Annotated in this window: 17 protein-coding genes; 10 read left to right on the top strand and 7 right to left on the bottom strand. The window is 68.2% G+C overall.

Going from position 1 to position 15,362, the window contains the following annotated elements:
• Positions 1 to 93 precede the first annotated feature (93 nt).
• A complete protein-coding gene (glpX, locus tag Q0653_RS00980; protein WP_298941944.1) occupies positions 94 to 1,086 on the bottom strand; it encodes a class II fructose-bisphosphatase in 993 nt (330 codons plus the stop codon).
• 188 nt (positions 1,087 to 1,274) lie between these two features.
• On the opposite strand from glpX, the gene fbaA reads away from it, so the two are divergent.
• Entirely contained in the window at positions 1,275 to 2,306 is a 1,032-nt protein-coding gene (gene fbaA / locus Q0653_RS00975) for a class II fructose-bisphosphate aldolase (protein ID WP_298941942.1), read from the top strand.
• A gap of 81 nt (positions 2,307 to 2,387) precedes the next feature.
• Here fbaA and Q0653_RS00970 read toward each other — a convergent pair whose 3' ends face one another.
• Positions 2,388 to 2,936, bottom strand: coding sequence for a DUF6264 family protein (locus Q0653_RS00970; RefSeq protein WP_298741803.1), 549 nt, complete (start codon positions 2,934 to 2,936; stop codon positions 2,388 to 2,390).
• Complete coding sequence (locus Q0653_RS00965; protein ID WP_298941939.1) at positions 2,933 to 3,991, bottom strand: 4-hydroxy-3-methylbut-2-enyl diphosphate reductase; 1,059 nt, start codon at positions 3,989 to 3,991, stop codon at positions 2,933 to 2,935. Before Q0653_RS00965 ends, Q0653_RS00970 begins: the two co-directional genes overlap by 4 nt.
• Positions 3,992 to 4,048: 57 nt before the next feature.
• On the opposite strand from Q0653_RS00965, the gene xseA reads away from it, so the two are divergent.
• The 7 genes from xseA to Q0653_RS00930 are packed head-to-tail and all read left to right on the top strand — an operon-like array spanning position 4,049 to position 9,933.
• On the top strand, positions 4,049 to 5,362 hold the full coding sequence (gene xseA / locus Q0653_RS00960; protein WP_298941938.1) for an exodeoxyribonuclease VII large subunit: 1,314 nt from the start codon (positions 4,049 to 4,051) through the stop codon (positions 5,360 to 5,362).
• The gene (locus tag Q0653_RS00955; RefSeq protein WP_298741808.1) at positions 5,359 to 5,580 is read left to right on the top strand and encodes an exodeoxyribonuclease VII small subunit; all 222 of its coding nucleotides are present in this window, start codon (positions 5,359 to 5,361) and stop codon (positions 5,578 to 5,580) included. The genes xseA and Q0653_RS00955 overlap by 4 nt, the downstream gene beginning before the upstream one ends.
• Positions 5,580 to 6,209: a DUF4245 family protein gene (locus Q0653_RS00950; protein ID WP_298941935.1), complete on the top strand. Its 630-nt coding sequence runs from the start codon at positions 5,580 to 5,582 to the stop codon at positions 6,207 to 6,209. Before Q0653_RS00955 ends, Q0653_RS00950 begins: the two co-directional genes overlap by 1 nt.
• Positions 6,210 to 6,259: 50 nt before the next feature.
• Positions 6,260 to 6,859 (top strand): carbonic anhydrase, encoded by a 600-nt coding sequence (locus Q0653_RS00945; RefSeq protein WP_298943083.1) that lies wholly within the window; start codon positions 6,260 to 6,262, stop codon positions 6,857 to 6,859.
• Positions 6,860 to 6,897: 38 nt separating this feature from the next.
• On the top strand, positions 6,898 to 8,295 hold the full coding sequence (locus tag Q0653_RS00940; RefSeq protein ID WP_298943081.1) for a class II fumarate hydratase: 1,398 nt from the start codon (positions 6,898 to 6,900) through the stop codon (positions 8,293 to 8,295).
• Between the two features lie 19 nt (positions 8,296 to 8,314).
• Positions 8,315 to 9,280 carry a HAMP domain-containing sensor histidine kinase gene (locus Q0653_RS00935; protein WP_298943079.1) on the top strand — a complete coding sequence of 322 codons (966 nt, stop codon included), beginning with the start codon at positions 8,315 to 8,317 and terminating at the stop codon, positions 9,278 to 9,280.
• A complete protein-coding gene (locus Q0653_RS00930) occupies positions 9,277 to 9,933 on the top strand; it encodes a response regulator transcription factor (protein ID WP_298941933.1) in 657 nt (218 codons plus the stop codon). The genes Q0653_RS00935 and Q0653_RS00930 overlap by 4 nt, the downstream gene beginning before the upstream one ends.
• 94 nt (positions 9,934 to 10,027) lie before the next feature.
• Here Q0653_RS00930 and Q0653_RS00925 read toward each other — a convergent pair whose 3' ends face one another.
• From Q0653_RS00925 to Q0653_RS00915, 3 genes are all read right to left on the bottom strand, one after another.
• A complete protein-coding gene (locus tag Q0653_RS00925; protein ID WP_298741954.1) occupies positions 10,028 to 11,332 on the bottom strand; it encodes a PhoH family protein in 1,305 nt (434 codons plus the stop codon).
• Between the two features lie 218 nt (positions 11,333 to 11,550).
• A complete protein-coding gene (locus Q0653_RS00920) occupies positions 11,551 to 12,870 on the bottom strand; it encodes an aminotransferase class V-fold PLP-dependent enzyme (RefSeq protein ID WP_298941931.1) in 1,320 nt (439 codons plus the stop codon).
• A gap of 24 nt (positions 12,871 to 12,894) precedes the next feature.
• Positions 12,895 to 13,680 carry an isoprenyl transferase gene (locus Q0653_RS00915; RefSeq protein WP_298741816.1) on the bottom strand — a complete coding sequence of 262 codons (786 nt, stop codon included), beginning with the start codon at positions 13,678 to 13,680 and terminating at the stop codon, positions 12,895 to 12,897.
• A gap of 155 nt (positions 13,681 to 13,835) precedes the next feature.
• Here Q0653_RS00915 and Q0653_RS00910 point away from each other — a divergent pair, with 155 nt between their 5' ends.
• A complete protein-coding gene (locus Q0653_RS00910) occupies positions 13,836 to 14,540 on the top strand; it encodes a hemolysin III family protein (protein ID WP_298943076.1) in 705 nt (234 codons plus the stop codon).
• Positions 14,541 to 14,571: 31 nt separating this feature from the next.
• Here Q0653_RS00910 and Q0653_RS00905 read toward each other — a convergent pair whose 3' ends face one another.
• On the bottom strand, positions 14,572 to 14,877 hold the full coding sequence (locus tag Q0653_RS00905) for a hypothetical protein (RefSeq protein WP_261605887.1): 306 nt from the start codon (positions 14,875 to 14,877) through the stop codon (positions 14,572 to 14,574).
• Positions 14,878 to 14,937: 60 nt separating this feature from the next.
• Here Q0653_RS00905 and Q0653_RS00900 point away from each other — a divergent pair, with 60 nt between their 5' ends.
• Positions 14,938 to 15,339, top strand: coding sequence for a DUF4307 domain-containing protein (locus tag Q0653_RS00900; protein ID WP_298941926.1), 402 nt, complete (start codon positions 14,938 to 14,940; stop codon positions 15,337 to 15,339).
• Positions 15,340 to 15,362: the final 23 nt, after the last annotated feature.

Raw genomic sequence — 15,362 nt, 5'->3', positions numbered from 1 at the left:
GCCCGCCCGCGCCGCGAGTCCCGCAGCCCGCGTTCTGGCCGCGAGACGTGGTGAGCGCGCGAGGGCGGCGAGGACCGACGTCTCAGGAGGGGGTCAGAGCCACTTGGAGGCGAGGTGTTCCGAGGTGATGCGACGGAGGGTGCCCGACGCGCCGCGCAGCACGACGCTCTCCGTGATGATGTAGTCCGGGCCGGAGCGGCGCACGCCGCTGACCAGTTCACCGTTGGTCACACCGGTCGCGACGAAGATCGTGTTCGTGCCCTTGACGAGCTCGTCCGCCTCGTACACGTAGTCATCGAGGCGCAGCCCCGCGTCGATGCCCTTCTGCTTCTCTTCGTCGTCGCGCGCCCAGAGCCGTCCCTGGATGTGCCCGCCGAGCGCCTTGATCGCGCACGTTGTGGCGACACCCTCCGGGCTCCCGCCGATCCCGATGCACATGTCGGTGCGGGCGTTGTAGCGGGCCGCGTTGATGCCACCGGCCACATCGCCGTCACTCATCAGTCGGGTGCCGGCACCGGCGGCACGGATGTCGTCGATCAGCTGCGCGTGCCGCGGCCGATTGAGCACCGACACGACGAGCTCGTCGATCGGCTTGTCGAGCGCCTTCGCCAGCCGGCGAATGTTCTCGCCCACGGGGAGGCGGATGTCGACGACGCCGACACCGGCCGGACCCGTCACGATCTTGTCCATGTAGAACACGGACGATGCATCGAGCATCGCGCCGCGGTCCGCCACGGCCAGCACCGACAGGGCATTGTTGCGTCCCTCTGCCGTCAGCGTGGTCCCGTCGATCGGGTCGACGGCGATGTCACACTGCGGGCCGCGGCCGGTTCCCACGTGCTCCCCGTTGTACAGCATGGGCGCGTTGTCCTTCTCGCCCTCTCCGATCACGATGACCCCGTCGAAGTTCACGGTCGTGAGGAAGGCTCGCATGGCGTCGACCGCCGCGCCGTCGGCGAGTTCCTTCGCGCCTCGGCCGATGAACGGCACAGAGCGGATGGCTGCGGCCTCGGTCGCACGCACGAGTTCCAGTGCGAGGTTGCGGTCGGGATGCAGGGGACTCATGTCCGCGGTCAGGCTCACCATGGCCACAGCCTAGATCGCTGAGGCGGCCTGCCGCCGGGATTTCCGGCATCCGCTCGTGAAGGAATCGAGATTCTTGCGTCCGGGGTAAGCGGGATTTGGTCCGGCTCCCTCATCGCCGAGGCGGCGCCGCCTTCGCTAGGCTGACCGATGGAAACACCGCCGACCTGAGCAGACCTCAAGGAGCAGACATGCCCGTCGCAACCCCCGAGCAGTACGCCGAAATGCTGGACCGCGCGAAGACCGGTGGGTACGCCTTCCCCGCGATCAACGCCGCCAGCTCGCAGTCGATCAACGCCGTCCTGCAGGGACTGACCGAGGCCGGATCCGACGGCATCATCCAGGTCACCACCGGCGGTGCGGATTACTTCGCCGGCCACACCGTGAAGGGCCGCGCGTCCGGCGCGATCGCCTTCGCGAAGTTCGCGACCGAGGTCGCCAAGAACTACCCGATCACGGTCGCCCTCCACACCGACCACTGCCCCAAGCCCGCCCTCGACGACTTCGTCCTGCCGCTGATCGCCGCCTCCGAAGAAGAGGTCAAGGCCGGCCGCAACCCGCTCTTCCAGTCGCACATGTGGGATGGCTCGGCCGTCACGCTCGACGAGAACATCGCGATCGCGAAGGACCTCCTCCCCCGCATGAAGGCGATCAACGCGATCCTTGAGGTCGAAATCGGCGTCGTCGGTGGCGAAGAGGACGGCGTGGCACACGAAGGTTCCAACGATGCGCTCTACACGACGACCGCCGACGTGTCGAAGTTCGTCGACGCTCTCGGCCTCGGCGAGCAGGGCCGCTACATCGCGGCTCTGACGTTCGGCAACGTGCACGGCGTCTACAAGCCGGGCGGCGTGAAGCTGCGTCCCGAACTGCTCGGCGAGATCCAGGCCGGCATCGCCGAGAAGTTCGGGACGGCCGCCAAGCCCCTCGACCTCGTCTTCCACGGCGGCAGCGGCTCGACCCCGGAAGAGATCGCCACGGCGGTCGCCAACGGCGTCATCAAGATGAACATCGACACCGACACGCAGTACGCCTTCACGCGTTCGGTCGCCGGCTTCATGTTCCAGAACTACGACGGCGTGCTCAAGGTCGACGGCGAGGTGGGCAACAAGAAGGCCTACGACCCGCGCGCCTGGGGCAAGATCGCCGAGTCGGCCATGGCTGCCCGCGTCGTCGAGGCGACGCAGCAGCTCGGTTCGGCGGGTCACTCGATCAGCGCCTGACCCCGGTCACCGACGAACGCCTCGATCTTCGGGTCGGGGCGTTCGTCGCGTGCGGGCGTCACCCCGATGCGGCAGCGGGGCTCAGCCGAGAAGCGAAGACTGGATGCTTGCCCAGAGCGTCGCATCGTTCACGATCGGGACGATCGCGAGGAACGACGCGACGAGGTTCACCACCACACCGGCGACCAGCGGAATCCAGAAGGTGATGCGTCCACGGCGCAGGCTCCCCCGCGAGAGCATGGCTGCCGCGACGAGCCCGACGACGAGCACGATCGCCGCGGCGATGCCCCACGCGGCCCCGGAGTCGGGATCTGCGAGCGCACCGTCGGCGCCGAGCGCCCGGAGGAACGTGTCGACGTAGCCCTCGTAGTCCAGCAGCGCCGGCACCGAGGTCGCGACGTTGACCAGCCCGAAGACGAGGAGCATCACCGTCACGATGCGATCCACCGTGCGCGGGGCGCGCACGGGCGGGGCGGCCGGCCGGACGGCAGGAAGGGTCGGCGCCGACACGACCGCCGGGCTCTCCCGCACGGGCTCGCGGATGCTCGCGCGCTGCTGCTCGGGCGTCGCGTACTCGCCGTACTGCGGGCGGGGCCGCGGGTCGGGCTCAGCACCCGCCGGGGTGGTCACGAGCGACGCCCACCCAAGGCGCGCTCGTCGCGGCGTCCGCCGGCATCCTGACGCAGCTCCTTGGGGAGCGAGAAGATGAGGTCTTCCTCGGCGGTACGCACCTGCTCGACATCGCCGTACCCGGCGCCGGCGAGTTCGGACAGCACTTCCTGCACGAGGATCTCCGGCACCGACGCGCCGGAAGTGACGCCGACGGTCTCGACGCCGTCGAGCCAGGCCTGCTCGATCTCGTGGGCGTAGTCGACCCGGTACGACGCTTTCGCGCCGTACTCGAGCGCGACCTCGACGAGCCGCACGCTGTTGGAGGAGTTGGCGGATCCGACGACGATCACGAGGTCCGCCCCCTTGGCGACCTTCTTGATCGCCACCTGCCGGTTCTGCGTCGCGTAGCAGATGTCGTCGGACGGCGGATCCTGCAGGTCGGGGAAGCGGGTGCGGAGGCGCCGCACGGTCTCCATCGTCTCGTCGACGGAGAGGGTCGTCTGCGACAGCCAGACGACTCGCGACGGGTCGCGCACCTCGACGGTGTCCGCCTCTTCAGGTGACCCGACGATCGTGACGTGGTCGGGAGCTTCACCGGCAGTTCCCTCGACCTCTTCGTGTCCTTCGTGGCCGATCAGCAGGATCTCGAAGTCGTCGCGGGCGAAGCGCACCGCCTCGCGGTGCACCTTCGTCACGAGGGGGCAGGTGGCATCGATGGCCTGCAGCCCGCGGTCGGCGGCTTCGTTCACGACGGCCGGCGAGACACCGTGCGCGCTGAAGACCACGTGCGAGCCCTCGGGGACCTCATCGACTTCTTCGACGAAGATCGCACCCTTCGACTCGAGTTCGGTCACCACGTGGATGTTGTGCACGATTTGCTTCCGCACATACACGGGGGCGCCGTAGCGCTCGAGCGCCTTCTCGACAGCGATCACGGCGCGGTCGACACCGGCGCAGTAGCCGCGTGGCGAGGCCAGGAGAACCTTCTTGTGTCCGGGGACCGGGTTATCCTGAAGCCGTCCACGCGGGCCGGGAATGTGCGGCAACGGAAGTCGGACGGTGGGTGAGCTCACTCCTCAATTGTATTGATCCGAGTCCGGGTAAAGGCCGTATAGCGCGGGAAGGATGCCATGACCTCGTTCGAGTCGGCGCCGGGACAGGTCCCGCCGCCGGATGCGGTCCACCCGCGCGACTCCTCTCCGGAGACCCCGACATCCGTCATGCGACTGAATGAGACGATCCGCGACTTCGTCCAGCGGTGGAGCTCAGTGTGGGTGGAAGGCGAGATCACGGCGTGGAATCTGCGCGGCGGTCACGTCTTCGGGCGCATGAAGGATGCCTCCGGCGACGCCATGATCTCCTTCCGCCTCTGGTCCTCGACGCTCCAGCGCCTGCCTGACACCCTTCGCAGCGGTGACCGCGTGGTCGCGTGCGTCAAGCCGGACTATTTCGTCAAGTCCGGGGATTTCAGCTTCACCGTCTCCGCGATGCGGCACACGGGGTTGGGCGATCAACTCGAGAGGCTGGAGCGCTTGCGCGCGCAACTGCGCACGGAGGGATTGTTCGACGCGTCACGCAAGAAACGCCTGCCGTTCCTGCCCACGGTCATCGGACTCATCACCGGAGAGCGCAGCGATGCCGAGAAGGACGTGCACCGCAACGCCGAGTTGCGGTGGCCGAACGTCCGGTTCCGGACGATTCATGCGGCGGTGCAGGGCGATCGGTGCGTTCCGGAAACTCTCAGCGCCCTGACGAAGCTGGATGCCGATCCCGAGGTCGACGTGATCATCATCGCGCGCGGGGGCGGCGACCCACAGACCCTGCTCGGGTTCAGCGACGAAAAGCTCCTGCGCGCGGTGGCCGCGGCATCCACGCCCGTCGTCTCGGCAATCGGTCACGAGAATGATCATCCGCTGCTGGACGACGTTGCCGACCTGCGCGCATCCACCCCGACCGACGCCGCCAAGAAGGTCGTGCCGGACGTCGCCGAACAGCGCGCGATCGTGCAGCAGCTGCGCTCGCGCGCACGCACGCGTTTGACGCAGCGCGTGAGCCATGACATCGCCCAGCTCGAACAGCTGCGCACGCGACCGGTGCTGCGGTCCCCCGAATCTCTCCTCACGACCCGCACCCACGAGCTCTGGACGCTTCGCTCGCGCGGACGCGACGTCGTCGGACGGCAGATGGATGCCGCAGATCGGCAGACGACACACCTGCGGGCGTCGTTGCGTGCGCTCTCCCCCGGTGCGACCCTCGACCGCGGGTACGCGATCGCGCACGTCGGAGACGGGATCATCGTGCGCGACGCGGCCCAGGCTCCCGCCGGAACGAGGCTGGTCGTCACGGTGGCGGAAGGATCCTTCGGCGCACGATCCGAGGGCGAGATCGCCGAGACATCGACCGACCGGGACAGCGCGCGCGGCGACTCTAGGATGGACTCATGACCAGCGAGGATGTCGTCGATGTCGCCAGTCTGTCTTTCGAGCAGGCCCGCGATGAGCTCGTCCGCGTCGTCGCCGAGCTCGAACAGGGCGCCCCGACCCTCGAACAGTCCCTGACCCTGTGGACGCGTGGCGAGGCGCTCGCCGCCCGCTGCGAAGAGTGGTTGCGCGGAGCGAAGCAGCTGCTCGAGGCCTCCCGGCCGTCCGGCGTGGAGTCGTGATGGCCGCCGCACCCCGCGTCGTCGCCGAGCTCGGTCGCCCCGAGACCGCAGACGAGACCGCGGCGCGCAAAGCCGCATCGTCAGCCGCCTACCGCTCGAGCAAGACCTTCCGAAACCTCCTCGTGGCGCTCGGCGTCATTCTGGCCATCGTCGCCGTGATCGTGGCCATCGTGCCGCGGGGTTCGCTCCCCGACCCCGAACCTGCCGATGTCGCCGCCTCGGCCGCTGCGGCGTCCGAGGCCGTCGGTCAGCCGCTTCTCGTGCCGGCGGTCCCCGGCGACTGGCGCGCGAACTCGGCGCGTCTGGAGGGCACGTCGATGTGGCGGGTCGTGTACGCGCCGCCGGAGGGATTCGTCCGCGTCGCGCAGGGCCTCGGCGCCTCCCCCACGTGGGTGTCAGAGACGCTCGGCGGGCTCGCGCCGACGGGCAGCGTGACGATCGACGGCGTCGTGTGGGATGAGTACACGATTCCGAGCGCCGCCCAGACCGCCGCCATCTCGTACGCTCTCGCGACGGATGCCGGCGCCGACACCGTGCTGATCTATGGCGCGACCGATGCGGAGACCGCCGCTGTTGCCGCAGCGGGCGTCACAGATCAGATCCGCGACCTGCGTGAGGAGAACCCGTGAGCGAGCAGACCATCGACGAACGTCCCGATCCGGCCGCCGTCTGGGAGGAGATGCGCCAGGGGAACGAGCGCTTCGTGGCGGGCGCACCCCGGCATCCTCGTCAGGACGTCGACCGTCGCAACGAGCTCGCCCACTCGCAGACCCCGCGAGCCGCGCTGTTCGGCTGCTCCGACTCGCGCCTGGCCGCGGAGATCATCTTCGACCAGGGTCTCGGCGACCTCTTCGTCGTGCGCAATGCCGGTCAGGTGGCCTCGGACTCGGCGATCGCGAGCCTCGAGTATGCCGTCGCCGTGCTCGACGTGTCGTTGGTCATCGTGCTCGCGCACGATGAGTGCGGTGCCGTGCGCGCGGCGATCGACTCGACCGCCCTCGACGCACCCGAACTCCCCTCGCACATCTGGCGCCTGATCGCGAAGATCGTGCCCGCTGCGCGCACGGTGCTGCGGCGCACACCGGGCGCACACCCGCAGAGCCTCGATGCCGAGCAGGTCGGGCGTGAGCACCTCAAGAACACCGTCGACGATCTGCTCGCTTCCTCGCGCCTCATCACCGAGGCCGTCGAAGCCGGGCGATTGGCCATCGTCGGCTCCAACTACCGCCTGAGCGAAGGCACGACCATCCCGCAGGTGATGGTCGGGCTCGACGCCTGATCGCTTCTGACACACACCAGGACAAGGACGTGACCGCAATGACCGCTGCCACCGAGTACCGCATCGAGCACGACACGATGGGAGAAGTGCGCGTCCCGATCGACGCTCTGTACGCCGCGCAGACCCAGCGTGCCGTGGAGAACTTCCCGATCTCGGGCGACCCGCTCGACCCCGCCCAGATCGTGGCCCTCGCCCGCATCAAGAAGGCCGCGGCCCTCGCGAACAAGGCGCTCGGCACCCTCGACGGGCGCATCGCCGACGCGATCGCCCGCGCTGCCGACCAGATCATCGACGGCGCGCACAGTGACCAGTTCCCGATCGACGTCTACCAGACCGGGAGCGGCACGTCCTCGAACATGAACATGAACGAGGTGCTCGCGACACTCGCGACGCGCGACCTCGGCGAGGCGGTGCACCCGAACGATCACGTCAACGCGTCGCAGTCCTCCAACGACGTGTTCCCCACGTCGGTGCACATCGCGGCCACGCAGGCCCTCATCGACGACCTCATCCCGGCGCTCGACCACCTCGCTGTCGCGCTCGAGACCAAGGCCGACCTCTGGAAGAGCGTCGTGAAGTCCGGCCGGACGCACCTGATGGATGCCACGCCGGTCACCCTCGGCCAGGAATTCGGCGGCTACGCCCGTCAGATTCGCCTCGGCATCGAACGCGTCCAGGCCGTCATCCCGCACGTCGCCGAAGTTCCGCTGGGCGGCACGGCTGTCGGTACCGGCATCAACACGCCGCTCGGATTCCCGCAGAAGGTCATCGCGCTCATCGCGGAAGAGACGGAACTCCCCGTCACCGAGGCCAAAGACCACTTCGAGGCGCAGGCCAACCGTGACGCGCTCGTGGAAGCATCCGGAGCTCTCCGCACGATCGCCGTCTCGCTGACGAAGATCAACAACGACATCCGCTGGATGGGGTCCGGGCCCAACACCGGTCTGGGGGAACTCCACATCCCCGACCTGCAGCCGGGCTCGTCGATCATGCCGGGCAAGGTCAACCCCGTCGTCCCCGAAGCGACGCTGATGGTCTGCGCGCGCGTCATCGGCAACGACGCGACGATCGCCTGGTCGGGAGCCTCGGGACTGTTCGAGCTGAACGTCGCGATCCCGGTCATGGGAACCGCTCTGCTGGAGTCGATCCGTCTGCTCTCGAACTCGATGCGCGTTCTCGCCGACAAGACCATCGACGGTCTCGAAGCGAACGTCGAGCGTGCCGCGGCCTACGCCGGCATGTCGCCGTCGATCGTGACGCCGCTCAACAAGCTGATCGGCTATGAAGCGGCCGCGAAGATCGCCAAGCACTCGGTCGCTCAGGGCATCACCGTCCGCGAGGCGGTAATCGATCTCGGCTATGTCGAGCGCGGCGAACTGACCGAGGAACAGCTCGACGAGAAACTCGATCTGCTCTCTATGACCCACGCGGGGTGATAATCAGACCGTGAACCGGATGCCGGGTACGCCCTCGCGGCGTGCACGCACGCTGGGACTGGTCCTGGCGATCGTCGCCGCGGGCTTCGCGCTGACCGCGCTGGCCGTGGGGGTCGTCTGCGCGCTGACCGATACCCCGCTGCCGTGGGTCGCCGTCCTGGTGTACGGCGTGCTCGGGTTCGTGACGCTCGGGGTCACCGCAATCGTGGGCTGGATCCTCCTCGAGGACCCTCCCGCCGTGCAGGTGAGCGATCCCGCTGAAGGGTCGTTCGACGCACAGCGTCGCCTCTTGGATGACGTCCGGCACGAATTGAAGACACCGATCACGATCGTGCGCGGCCATCTCGAGGTGATGGACACCTCCGATGTGGAGGATGTCACGGCAATCCGTGACCTCGGCATCGCGGAGCTCGACCGCATGACGCGACTGATCGGCGATATCGACCTGCTCGCCGCGGTGGAGACCGATCAGCTCACCATGAGCGATGTGGATCTCACCGTCCTGACCCAGCGCATCTCAGAGTTGGTCTCGGTGATCCCCGGTCATGAGTGGAGTATCGAGCAGCAGGCCACGGGTGTCATCCGCGGCGATCGTGACCGGCTCCTGCAGGCCTGGCTCCAGCTCGCCGACAACGCCGCCAAGTACACCCCTGCGGGGAGCCCGATCGAGCTCGGCAGCGCTGTCCACGCATCCGGTGCCCAGTTGTGGGCGCGCGACCACGGTCCCGGAATCCCGCATGCCGTGCGACACCGCATCTTCCGCCGCTTCGATCGTGGGTCGGGAAAGCGCGTCGTCGGGGGCTCCGGTTTGGGCCTCGCGATCGTCGATGCGATCGCCAAGAGCCACGGTGGCCGTTGCTCGGTCGCCGATACCCCGGGCGGCGGAGCCACCTTCACCATCGAGATCCCGATCGGCACGCGTGCCAGCCTGCCCACACCCGTGCGCGCCGGCGATGTCGTCCTTCAGCGAGAGGCCTCCGGATGACCCGCATCCTTGTTGTCGATGACGAACCCCACATCGTCTCGCTCGTCTCACGAAGTCTTCACGCGGAAGGGTTCGACACCGTCTCGGCCGATGACGGCGCCGAGGCGCTCGAGCGTGCGCAGGTCGGCGACATCGACCTGATCGTGCTCGATGTGGGGCTGCCGACGATGGACGGATTCGAGGTGCTGCGGCTCCTTCGCGCCGCCGGCGAACGGATGCCGGTGATCATGCTCACGGCCCGGAGCTCCGCCCACGATGCCGTCGAGGGGTTGGATGCCGGCGCAAGCGACTATGTCCCGAAGCCGTTCTCGGTGGCAGAGCTGCTGGCCAGGGTGCGTTCGCGGCTGCGCGAGCACACCGGCGCGGCGACGATGACTCTCACCCACGACGATGTGACGCTGGACATCCTCGCTCGGCGGACGGCCGTCGGCGGGCGGGAGATCGACCTGTCGGCGCGCGAGTTCGCCCTCGCCGAGCAGTTCCTGCGGCATCCGGGCGAAGTTCTCACGCGCGAGGTTCTCCTGAGTAGCGTCTGGGGCATGGATTTCGACCCCGGGTCGAACGTCGTGGACGTGTACGTGCGGTACCTCCGCGCCAAGCTGGGCGCCGATCACATCATCACCGTGCGCGGCGAGGGCTACCGCTGGGAGTGAACCGCCGCCGCTGGCCGGTGACGGTGAGGCGGCGGCGAAGAGCCGACACGGCGAAGGCCCCCGGCGTGCGCCGAGGGCCCCGCCAGCACGCGTGTCAGCTGAGCTCGCCCTGCTCCAGCAGGTCGGTGACGAGTGCCGCGATCGCTGAACGCTCGGAGCGCATCAGCGTCACGTGGCCGAAAAGCGAATGCCCCTTGAGTGTTTCGATGACCGAAGCGACACCGTCATGCCGACCAACCCGCAGATTGTCGCGTTGCCCGACGTCGTGCGTGAGCACGACGCGCGAGTTCTGACCCATCCGACTGAGCACCGTCAGCAACACGTTGCGCTCGAGCGACTGCGCTTCGTCGACGATCACGAACGCGTCGTGCAGCGACCGGCCGCGGATGTGCGTGAGTGGCATGACCTCGAGCAGTCCGCGCGCGACGACCTCTTCCAGCACATTGCCCGTGACGACCGAGCCGAGTGTGTCGAAGACGGCCTGACCCCACGGCCCCATCTTCTCGTTCTGGTCGCCGGGCAGGTAGCCGAGTTCCTGTCCACCGACGGCGAAGAGCGGGCGGAAGACGATGATCTTCTTCTGCTGCTGCCGCTCGAGCACCGCCTCCAACCCCGCGCAGAGCGCCAGGGCCGACTTACCGGTACCCGCACGGCCGCCGAGCGAGACGATCCCCACCTCGGGGTCGAGCAGCAGATCGATGGCGATGCGTTGTTCGGCGGACCGCCCGTGCAGGCCGAAGACGTCGCGGTCGCCACGCACAAGCTTGTACTCCCCGTCCCCGGTGACCCTGCCGAGCGCGGAGCCGCGCTCCGAATGGATCACGAGGCCGGTGTTCACCGGCAACCCGAGCACGTCGTCGCTGGCGGCGACCTCGCTCTCGTACAGGTCGCTGATGTCGTCGCCCGAGACGTCGAGGTCGGCAATTCCCGTCCAGCCGGAATCGACGGCCTGTTCAGCGAGATACTCTTCTGCGGGGATGCCGAGTGATGCCGCCTTGACGCGCATCGGGAGATCCTTGGAGACGACCGTCACCTCTTGACCCTCCTGCGCGAGGTGCATCGCGACCGAGAGGATGCGGGTGTCGTTGTCACCGAGGCGCATTCCGGCCGGCAGGACCGACGGATCGGTGTTGGTCAGCTCGACACGGAGCGTTCCGCCTTCCCCGACCGGCACCGGGAAGTCGAGACGCCCGTGCTCGACGCGGAGTTCGTCGAGGTGACGGAGCGCCTGACGGGCGAAGTAGCCGAGTTCCGGGTCGTGCCGCTTGCCCTCGAGCTCGGTGATCACGACCACCGGGACGACGACGGAGTGCTCGGCGAAGCGGAAGAAGGCCCGCGGATCGCTCAGCAGAACGGAGGTGTCCAACACGTATGTGCGGAGATCCTGGTCGGCGATGATGTCATCGTCGTATCCGGTCCGGTTCTGCTGCTGTGGTGCTCTGGTGGTCACAACCCGCTCCCGCCCCGGGTGAAAACCACCCGGCAGTTTCGAGTCGGCCGTGGGCCACGAGTCAGTGGATGGCCGACTCGATCGGGCACCTTGCCCGATGTGATGAACGTACGTCCGGAGGTCGCGTGGCGGCCAGTCCGACACGCCGCGTCGAGGTTGCCGGAATGTTAATTCTCGGACGTGCGAGTGTCGTCGACGATCGCGATGACGATGTCGTCGTCGGTCGTGTCTTCGGCATCCGCCTCGAGGTCTTCGATGTCGTCGTCCTCGTGGAGGGGAAAGCCCGCGGCGATCTCCGGCGCGGTCTCGATCAGCACGATCTCGGGGAGGACGAGGTCAGCAGACAGATCGTCCCGATCGACATCGACGACACTGCTCACGCGGCGGGAAGCAGCGTCGGCCAGGGCATCGGCGAGCATCGCCAGCGTGTCTGCGCCCGTGCCCACATGGACAGACACGCGGATGGTCGCACCGCGGGCGGTGACCGTGACGCCGTGATTGGCGAGCGCGGCCGCGAGGGCGGCTGCATCGTGCGGCACCGGGACGAGCGTCACAATGCCCGCGTGCGCATCGCGGGGAGTGAGGACGGGGATGTCGTGGCGATCAGCGAGGACCATGACGTCCTGCGCGCGTGCGCGCACCTCCGCCGCGACCGCGGCGACCCCGACGTTCTCGAGTTCACGCAACGATGTCGCGAGGCGGGACGCGGCGAGCGGATCGTCCGGAGCGATCGAGTAGGCCGCGGCCGTCGCAGGGGATGCCGGGATGCCGGGTGTGCTCGAGTCGCCCACTATGCCGGACAGAACCGGCGCGATACGCTCCTGCGCGCGCTGCGAGAACCGTGCGAAGCCGGTGCCACGCCCGGCACGCAGCCATGTGTAGCCGTTGCCGGCGACGACGTCGGCGAGGTTCCAGTCCACATCGACAACTCCGAACGCGTGCATCACATCGACGATCAGCACGCGGTCGCCGATCGCATCGCGGATCCCGGCCAGATCGACCAGGGCCCCGGTGCGGAAATCGACGGCGCTGAGCGCGACCGCGGTGACATCGTCCGTGAGCGCGGTCACGATGGAATCGACCGTGACGATGCCGTCGGGAGGGTCGATTTCGCGCACGGCGAGGCGACCACGTGCAGCGGCGGCCCGATGGGCGCTCACCCGGATCGCGGGGAAATCCTGGCTCGGCACGACCACGGTACCCTCGAGGCCGAACATCGCATGGACGAGCCCCTGGGTCGTGGACGGCTGGAGCACGACCTCGTCGACCGGCGCACCGAGGAGCCGCGCGACGCGCTCCCGGGCCTCGACGACACGTTCTTCGACGAGCTCGATGCCCGACCGGCGGCCGGTCGCGAGGAGTTCGGCGTCGGCGTGCATCTCGGCGCGCACGGACGGCGACAGCGGCCCGAACGCCGCCCAGTCCAGATACCCCGGTGCGACATCGAACGAGTCGTCGAACGGTTCGAGGAGGCTCACGTTCGTCATTCTGTCACGGGCGCGGTCGCGACTTCAGCTGCCGTAGCGGCGATCGCGCGTCGCGTAGTCGCGGATCGCGCGGAGGAAGTCGACCTCTCGGAGGTCGGGGCCCAGCGCCTCAACGAAGTAGAACTCCGAATGCGCCGACTGCCACAGCAGGAAATCGCTCAACCGTTGCTCACCAGAAGTGCGGATCACGAGGTCGGGGTCGGGTTGCCCGCCCGTGTAGAGGTGCTCGCCGATCTGCTCCGGCGTGAGGCTCGCGGCGAGGTCCTCCAGTGAGCCGCCCTGACCCTGGTGTGTGGCGATGATGCTGCGGACAGCATCCACGATCTCACCGCGGCCGCCATACCCGACGGCGAGGTTGACGTGCAGACCGGTGTTACCGGCAGTGCGCTCCTCTGCGGTGCGCAGGACCCGGGCGAGATCGGGCGGCAGGATCTCGGCGCGGCCGACCTGCTTCACGCGCCAACCCGGCTCGTGCGAGAGCTCTTCGGCGAGTTCGGCGATGATCTCGATGAGGTCGGCGAGCTCCCCGGAATCACGCTTGGTGAGGTTGTCGGTCGACAGCAGATAGAGCGAAACGACCTGGATGCCGAGATCATCGCACCAACGCAGGAACTCATGCATTTTCGCGGCCCCGGCACGGTGCCCGTCGGCGACCGAGCGATAGCCGGCTTGACGTGCCCAGCGGCGATTGCCGTCGATCATCATGGCGACGTGGTGCGGCACCGATTCCGGCGTCAGCTGTCGGCGTAGCCGGGAGCTGTAGAGACGATAGAGGAACCCCTTGCCCTCGTCCGCCCCGGTCGGTGTCACTCTCCTACGCTATCGCGGGGAGCGCACGACAGCAGCAGTGCCGCGGTATGGGTGCCGCGGCATGCGTCCAGGCGTAGGCTCAGGGCGTGACCCGACCCGTACCCGACCACGGTGCTGAAAAAGACCACGACAGCGGCGATGAAGAGGGCGCGGAGATGCCCCAACTCCCGCTCCTCGAGGCCGCGACCGCCGATGAATACCTGGACCTGAAGCCCACGTGGCGCGGGTGGATCCACGCGGCGACGTTCCCTGTCGCGATCGTCGCGGGAATCGTCTTGATCGTCCTCGCCGAGGGTGCGCCGGCGAAGTGGGCCTCGGCCGTGTTCATGGCATCCTCCCTCCTCCTCTTCGGCAATTCGGCGCTGTACCACCGCTTCGACTGGGGCCCGACGACGAAGGCTGTGCTCAAGCGCATCGACCACGCCAACATCCTGCTGCTGATCGCCGGCACGTACACGCCGATCGCCGTGCTCGCGCTCCCGCCGGAAAAGGGGATGCTGCTGCTGATCCTCGTGTGGACGGGCGCGCTCCTCGGCATCCTGTTCCGCGTGTTCTGGATCGGAGCGCCCCGCTGGCTGTACGTCGCGCTCTACCTCGCGCTCGGCTGGGCCGCTGTCATGTACATGGGCGATCTCTTCCGGGCGAACGTCGTGATGATGTTCCTCGTCATCATCGGCGGTCTGCTCTACACCGGCGGCGCGATCGTCTACGGCATGAAACGGCCGAATCCCTGGCCCGGACACTTCGGCTTCCACGAGATCTTCCACGTCTGCACGGTGCTCGCGTTCCTCTGCCACTGGACCGCGTGCCTGCTGATCGCGCTGAAGCCGCTGTCTCCCTCGCTCGGCCTCCCCGGCTGAGCCCGGCCTCGACCCGGCTGGGCCCGGGACGTCAGCGGCGCGGGTCGATGTCCTCGTCGTCGACGTCGGTGGCGCGCTCGGCGGCCTCGGCCTGCGCCTGCGCCTCCTCCTCGGCATCGAGTTCGGCGGCGATGTCGGCGCGGTAGCCGGCACGACGGATGCGGCGGAGCATGTCGATCAACAGGAACACGACGGCGATCGCGAGGAGTGCGATCGCGGCGAAGCCGAAGAAGCCGGGCGTGACCGTATCCGGGTCGACCGACACAGTCGGTGTCGGCGTCGCGAAGTCCGTCCGCGCGATCAGCGGGGCGAGCAGTGTGTGCGTCAGAGCGTGCATCAGTCCTTCAGTTCCGCGCGGAGCGCTTAGCCTGGAAGTCCAGCCTAGAACGGGAACGCCATGACATCCGCCGCGACGCAGGACCTCCTCGACGATCGTTACGGCCGCCGCCGCGGCCCGCGCGGCCGCATCGGGTGGATCGTGGTGGGTGTCATCGTCGCGGCCGTTGTCGGCTACCTGGGCTGGACGACCGTGGCCTCGGCCGTCGACACCGTCGACGTCGACGGCACGGGTTTCGTGTGGCACGACGCGCACTCCGTCTCGGTCCAGTTCCAGATCACCGTCCGCCCCGGTGTTCCCGTGACCTGTGCCCTGGAAGCGCAAGACACCGAGCACGGCGTCGTGGGCTGGCGGGTCGTGGAATACCCGGCATCCGAGGAGCACAGCCGCGCGTTCACCGAGACGATACCGACGACGGCCGAAGCGACGACCGGTTTTGCCTCGTCCTGTTGGATCCCTTAGGCTGGGTCGATCTTCTCGCCCTG

This window comes from uncultured Microbacterium sp. (assembly GCF_947488465.1).
Classification (GTDB): domain Bacteria; phylum Actinomycetota; class Actinomycetes; order Actinomycetales; family Microbacteriaceae; genus Microbacterium.
The sequence above is the reverse complement of the archived record's forward strand: the minus strand, read 5'-3'. Positions and strand labels throughout refer to the sequence as shown.

Bases quoted from the DNA above. Each gene is read 5' to 3' on its own strand.
- Q0653_RS00910 (WP_298943076.1), top strand. From the start codon at position 13,836: ATGCCCCAACTCCCGCTCCTCGAGGCCGCGACCGCCGATGAATACCTG.
- glpX (WP_298941944.1), bottom strand. From the start codon at position 1,086: ATGGTGAGCCTGACCGCGGACATGAGTCCCCTGCATCCCGACCGCAAC.
- Q0653_RS00955 (WP_298741808.1), top strand. From the start codon at position 5,359: ATGACCAGCGAGGATGTCGTCGATGTCGCCAGTCTGTCTTTCGAGCAG.
- Q0653_RS00930 (WP_298941933.1), top strand. From the start codon at position 9,277: ATGACCCGCATCCTTGTTGTCGATGACGAACCCCACATCGTCTCGCTC.
- fbaA (WP_298941942.1), top strand. From the start codon at position 1,275: ATGCCCGTCGCAACCCCCGAGCAGTACGCCGAAATGCTGGACCGCGCG.
- Q0653_RS00945 (WP_298943083.1), top strand. From the start codon at position 6,260: ATGCGCCAGGGGAACGAGCGCTTCGTGGCGGGCGCACCCCGGCATCCT.
- Q0653_RS00935 (WP_298943079.1), top strand. From the start codon at position 8,315: ATGCCGGGTACGCCCTCGCGGCGTGCACGCACGCTGGGACTGGTCCTG.
- Q0653_RS00940 (WP_298943081.1), top strand. From the start codon at position 6,898: ATGACCGCTGCCACCGAGTACCGCATCGAGCACGACACGATGGGAGAA.
- xseA (WP_298941938.1), top strand. From the start codon at position 4,049: ATGACCTCGTTCGAGTCGGCGCCGGGACAGGTCCCGCCGCCGGATGCG.
- Q0653_RS00905 (WP_261605887.1), bottom strand. From the start codon at position 14,877: ATGCACGCTCTGACGCACACACTGCTCGCCCCGCTGATCGCGCGGACG.
- Q0653_RS00950 (WP_298941935.1), top strand. From the start codon at position 5,580: ATGGCCGCCGCACCCCGCGTCGTCGCCGAGCTCGGTCGCCCCGAGACC.
- Q0653_RS00920 (WP_298941931.1), bottom strand. From the start codon at position 12,870: ATGACGAACGTGAGCCTCCTCGAACCGTTCGACGACTCGTTCGATGTC.
- Q0653_RS00900 (WP_298941926.1), top strand. From the start codon at position 14,938: ATGACATCCGCCGCGACGCAGGACCTCCTCGACGATCGTTACGGCCGC.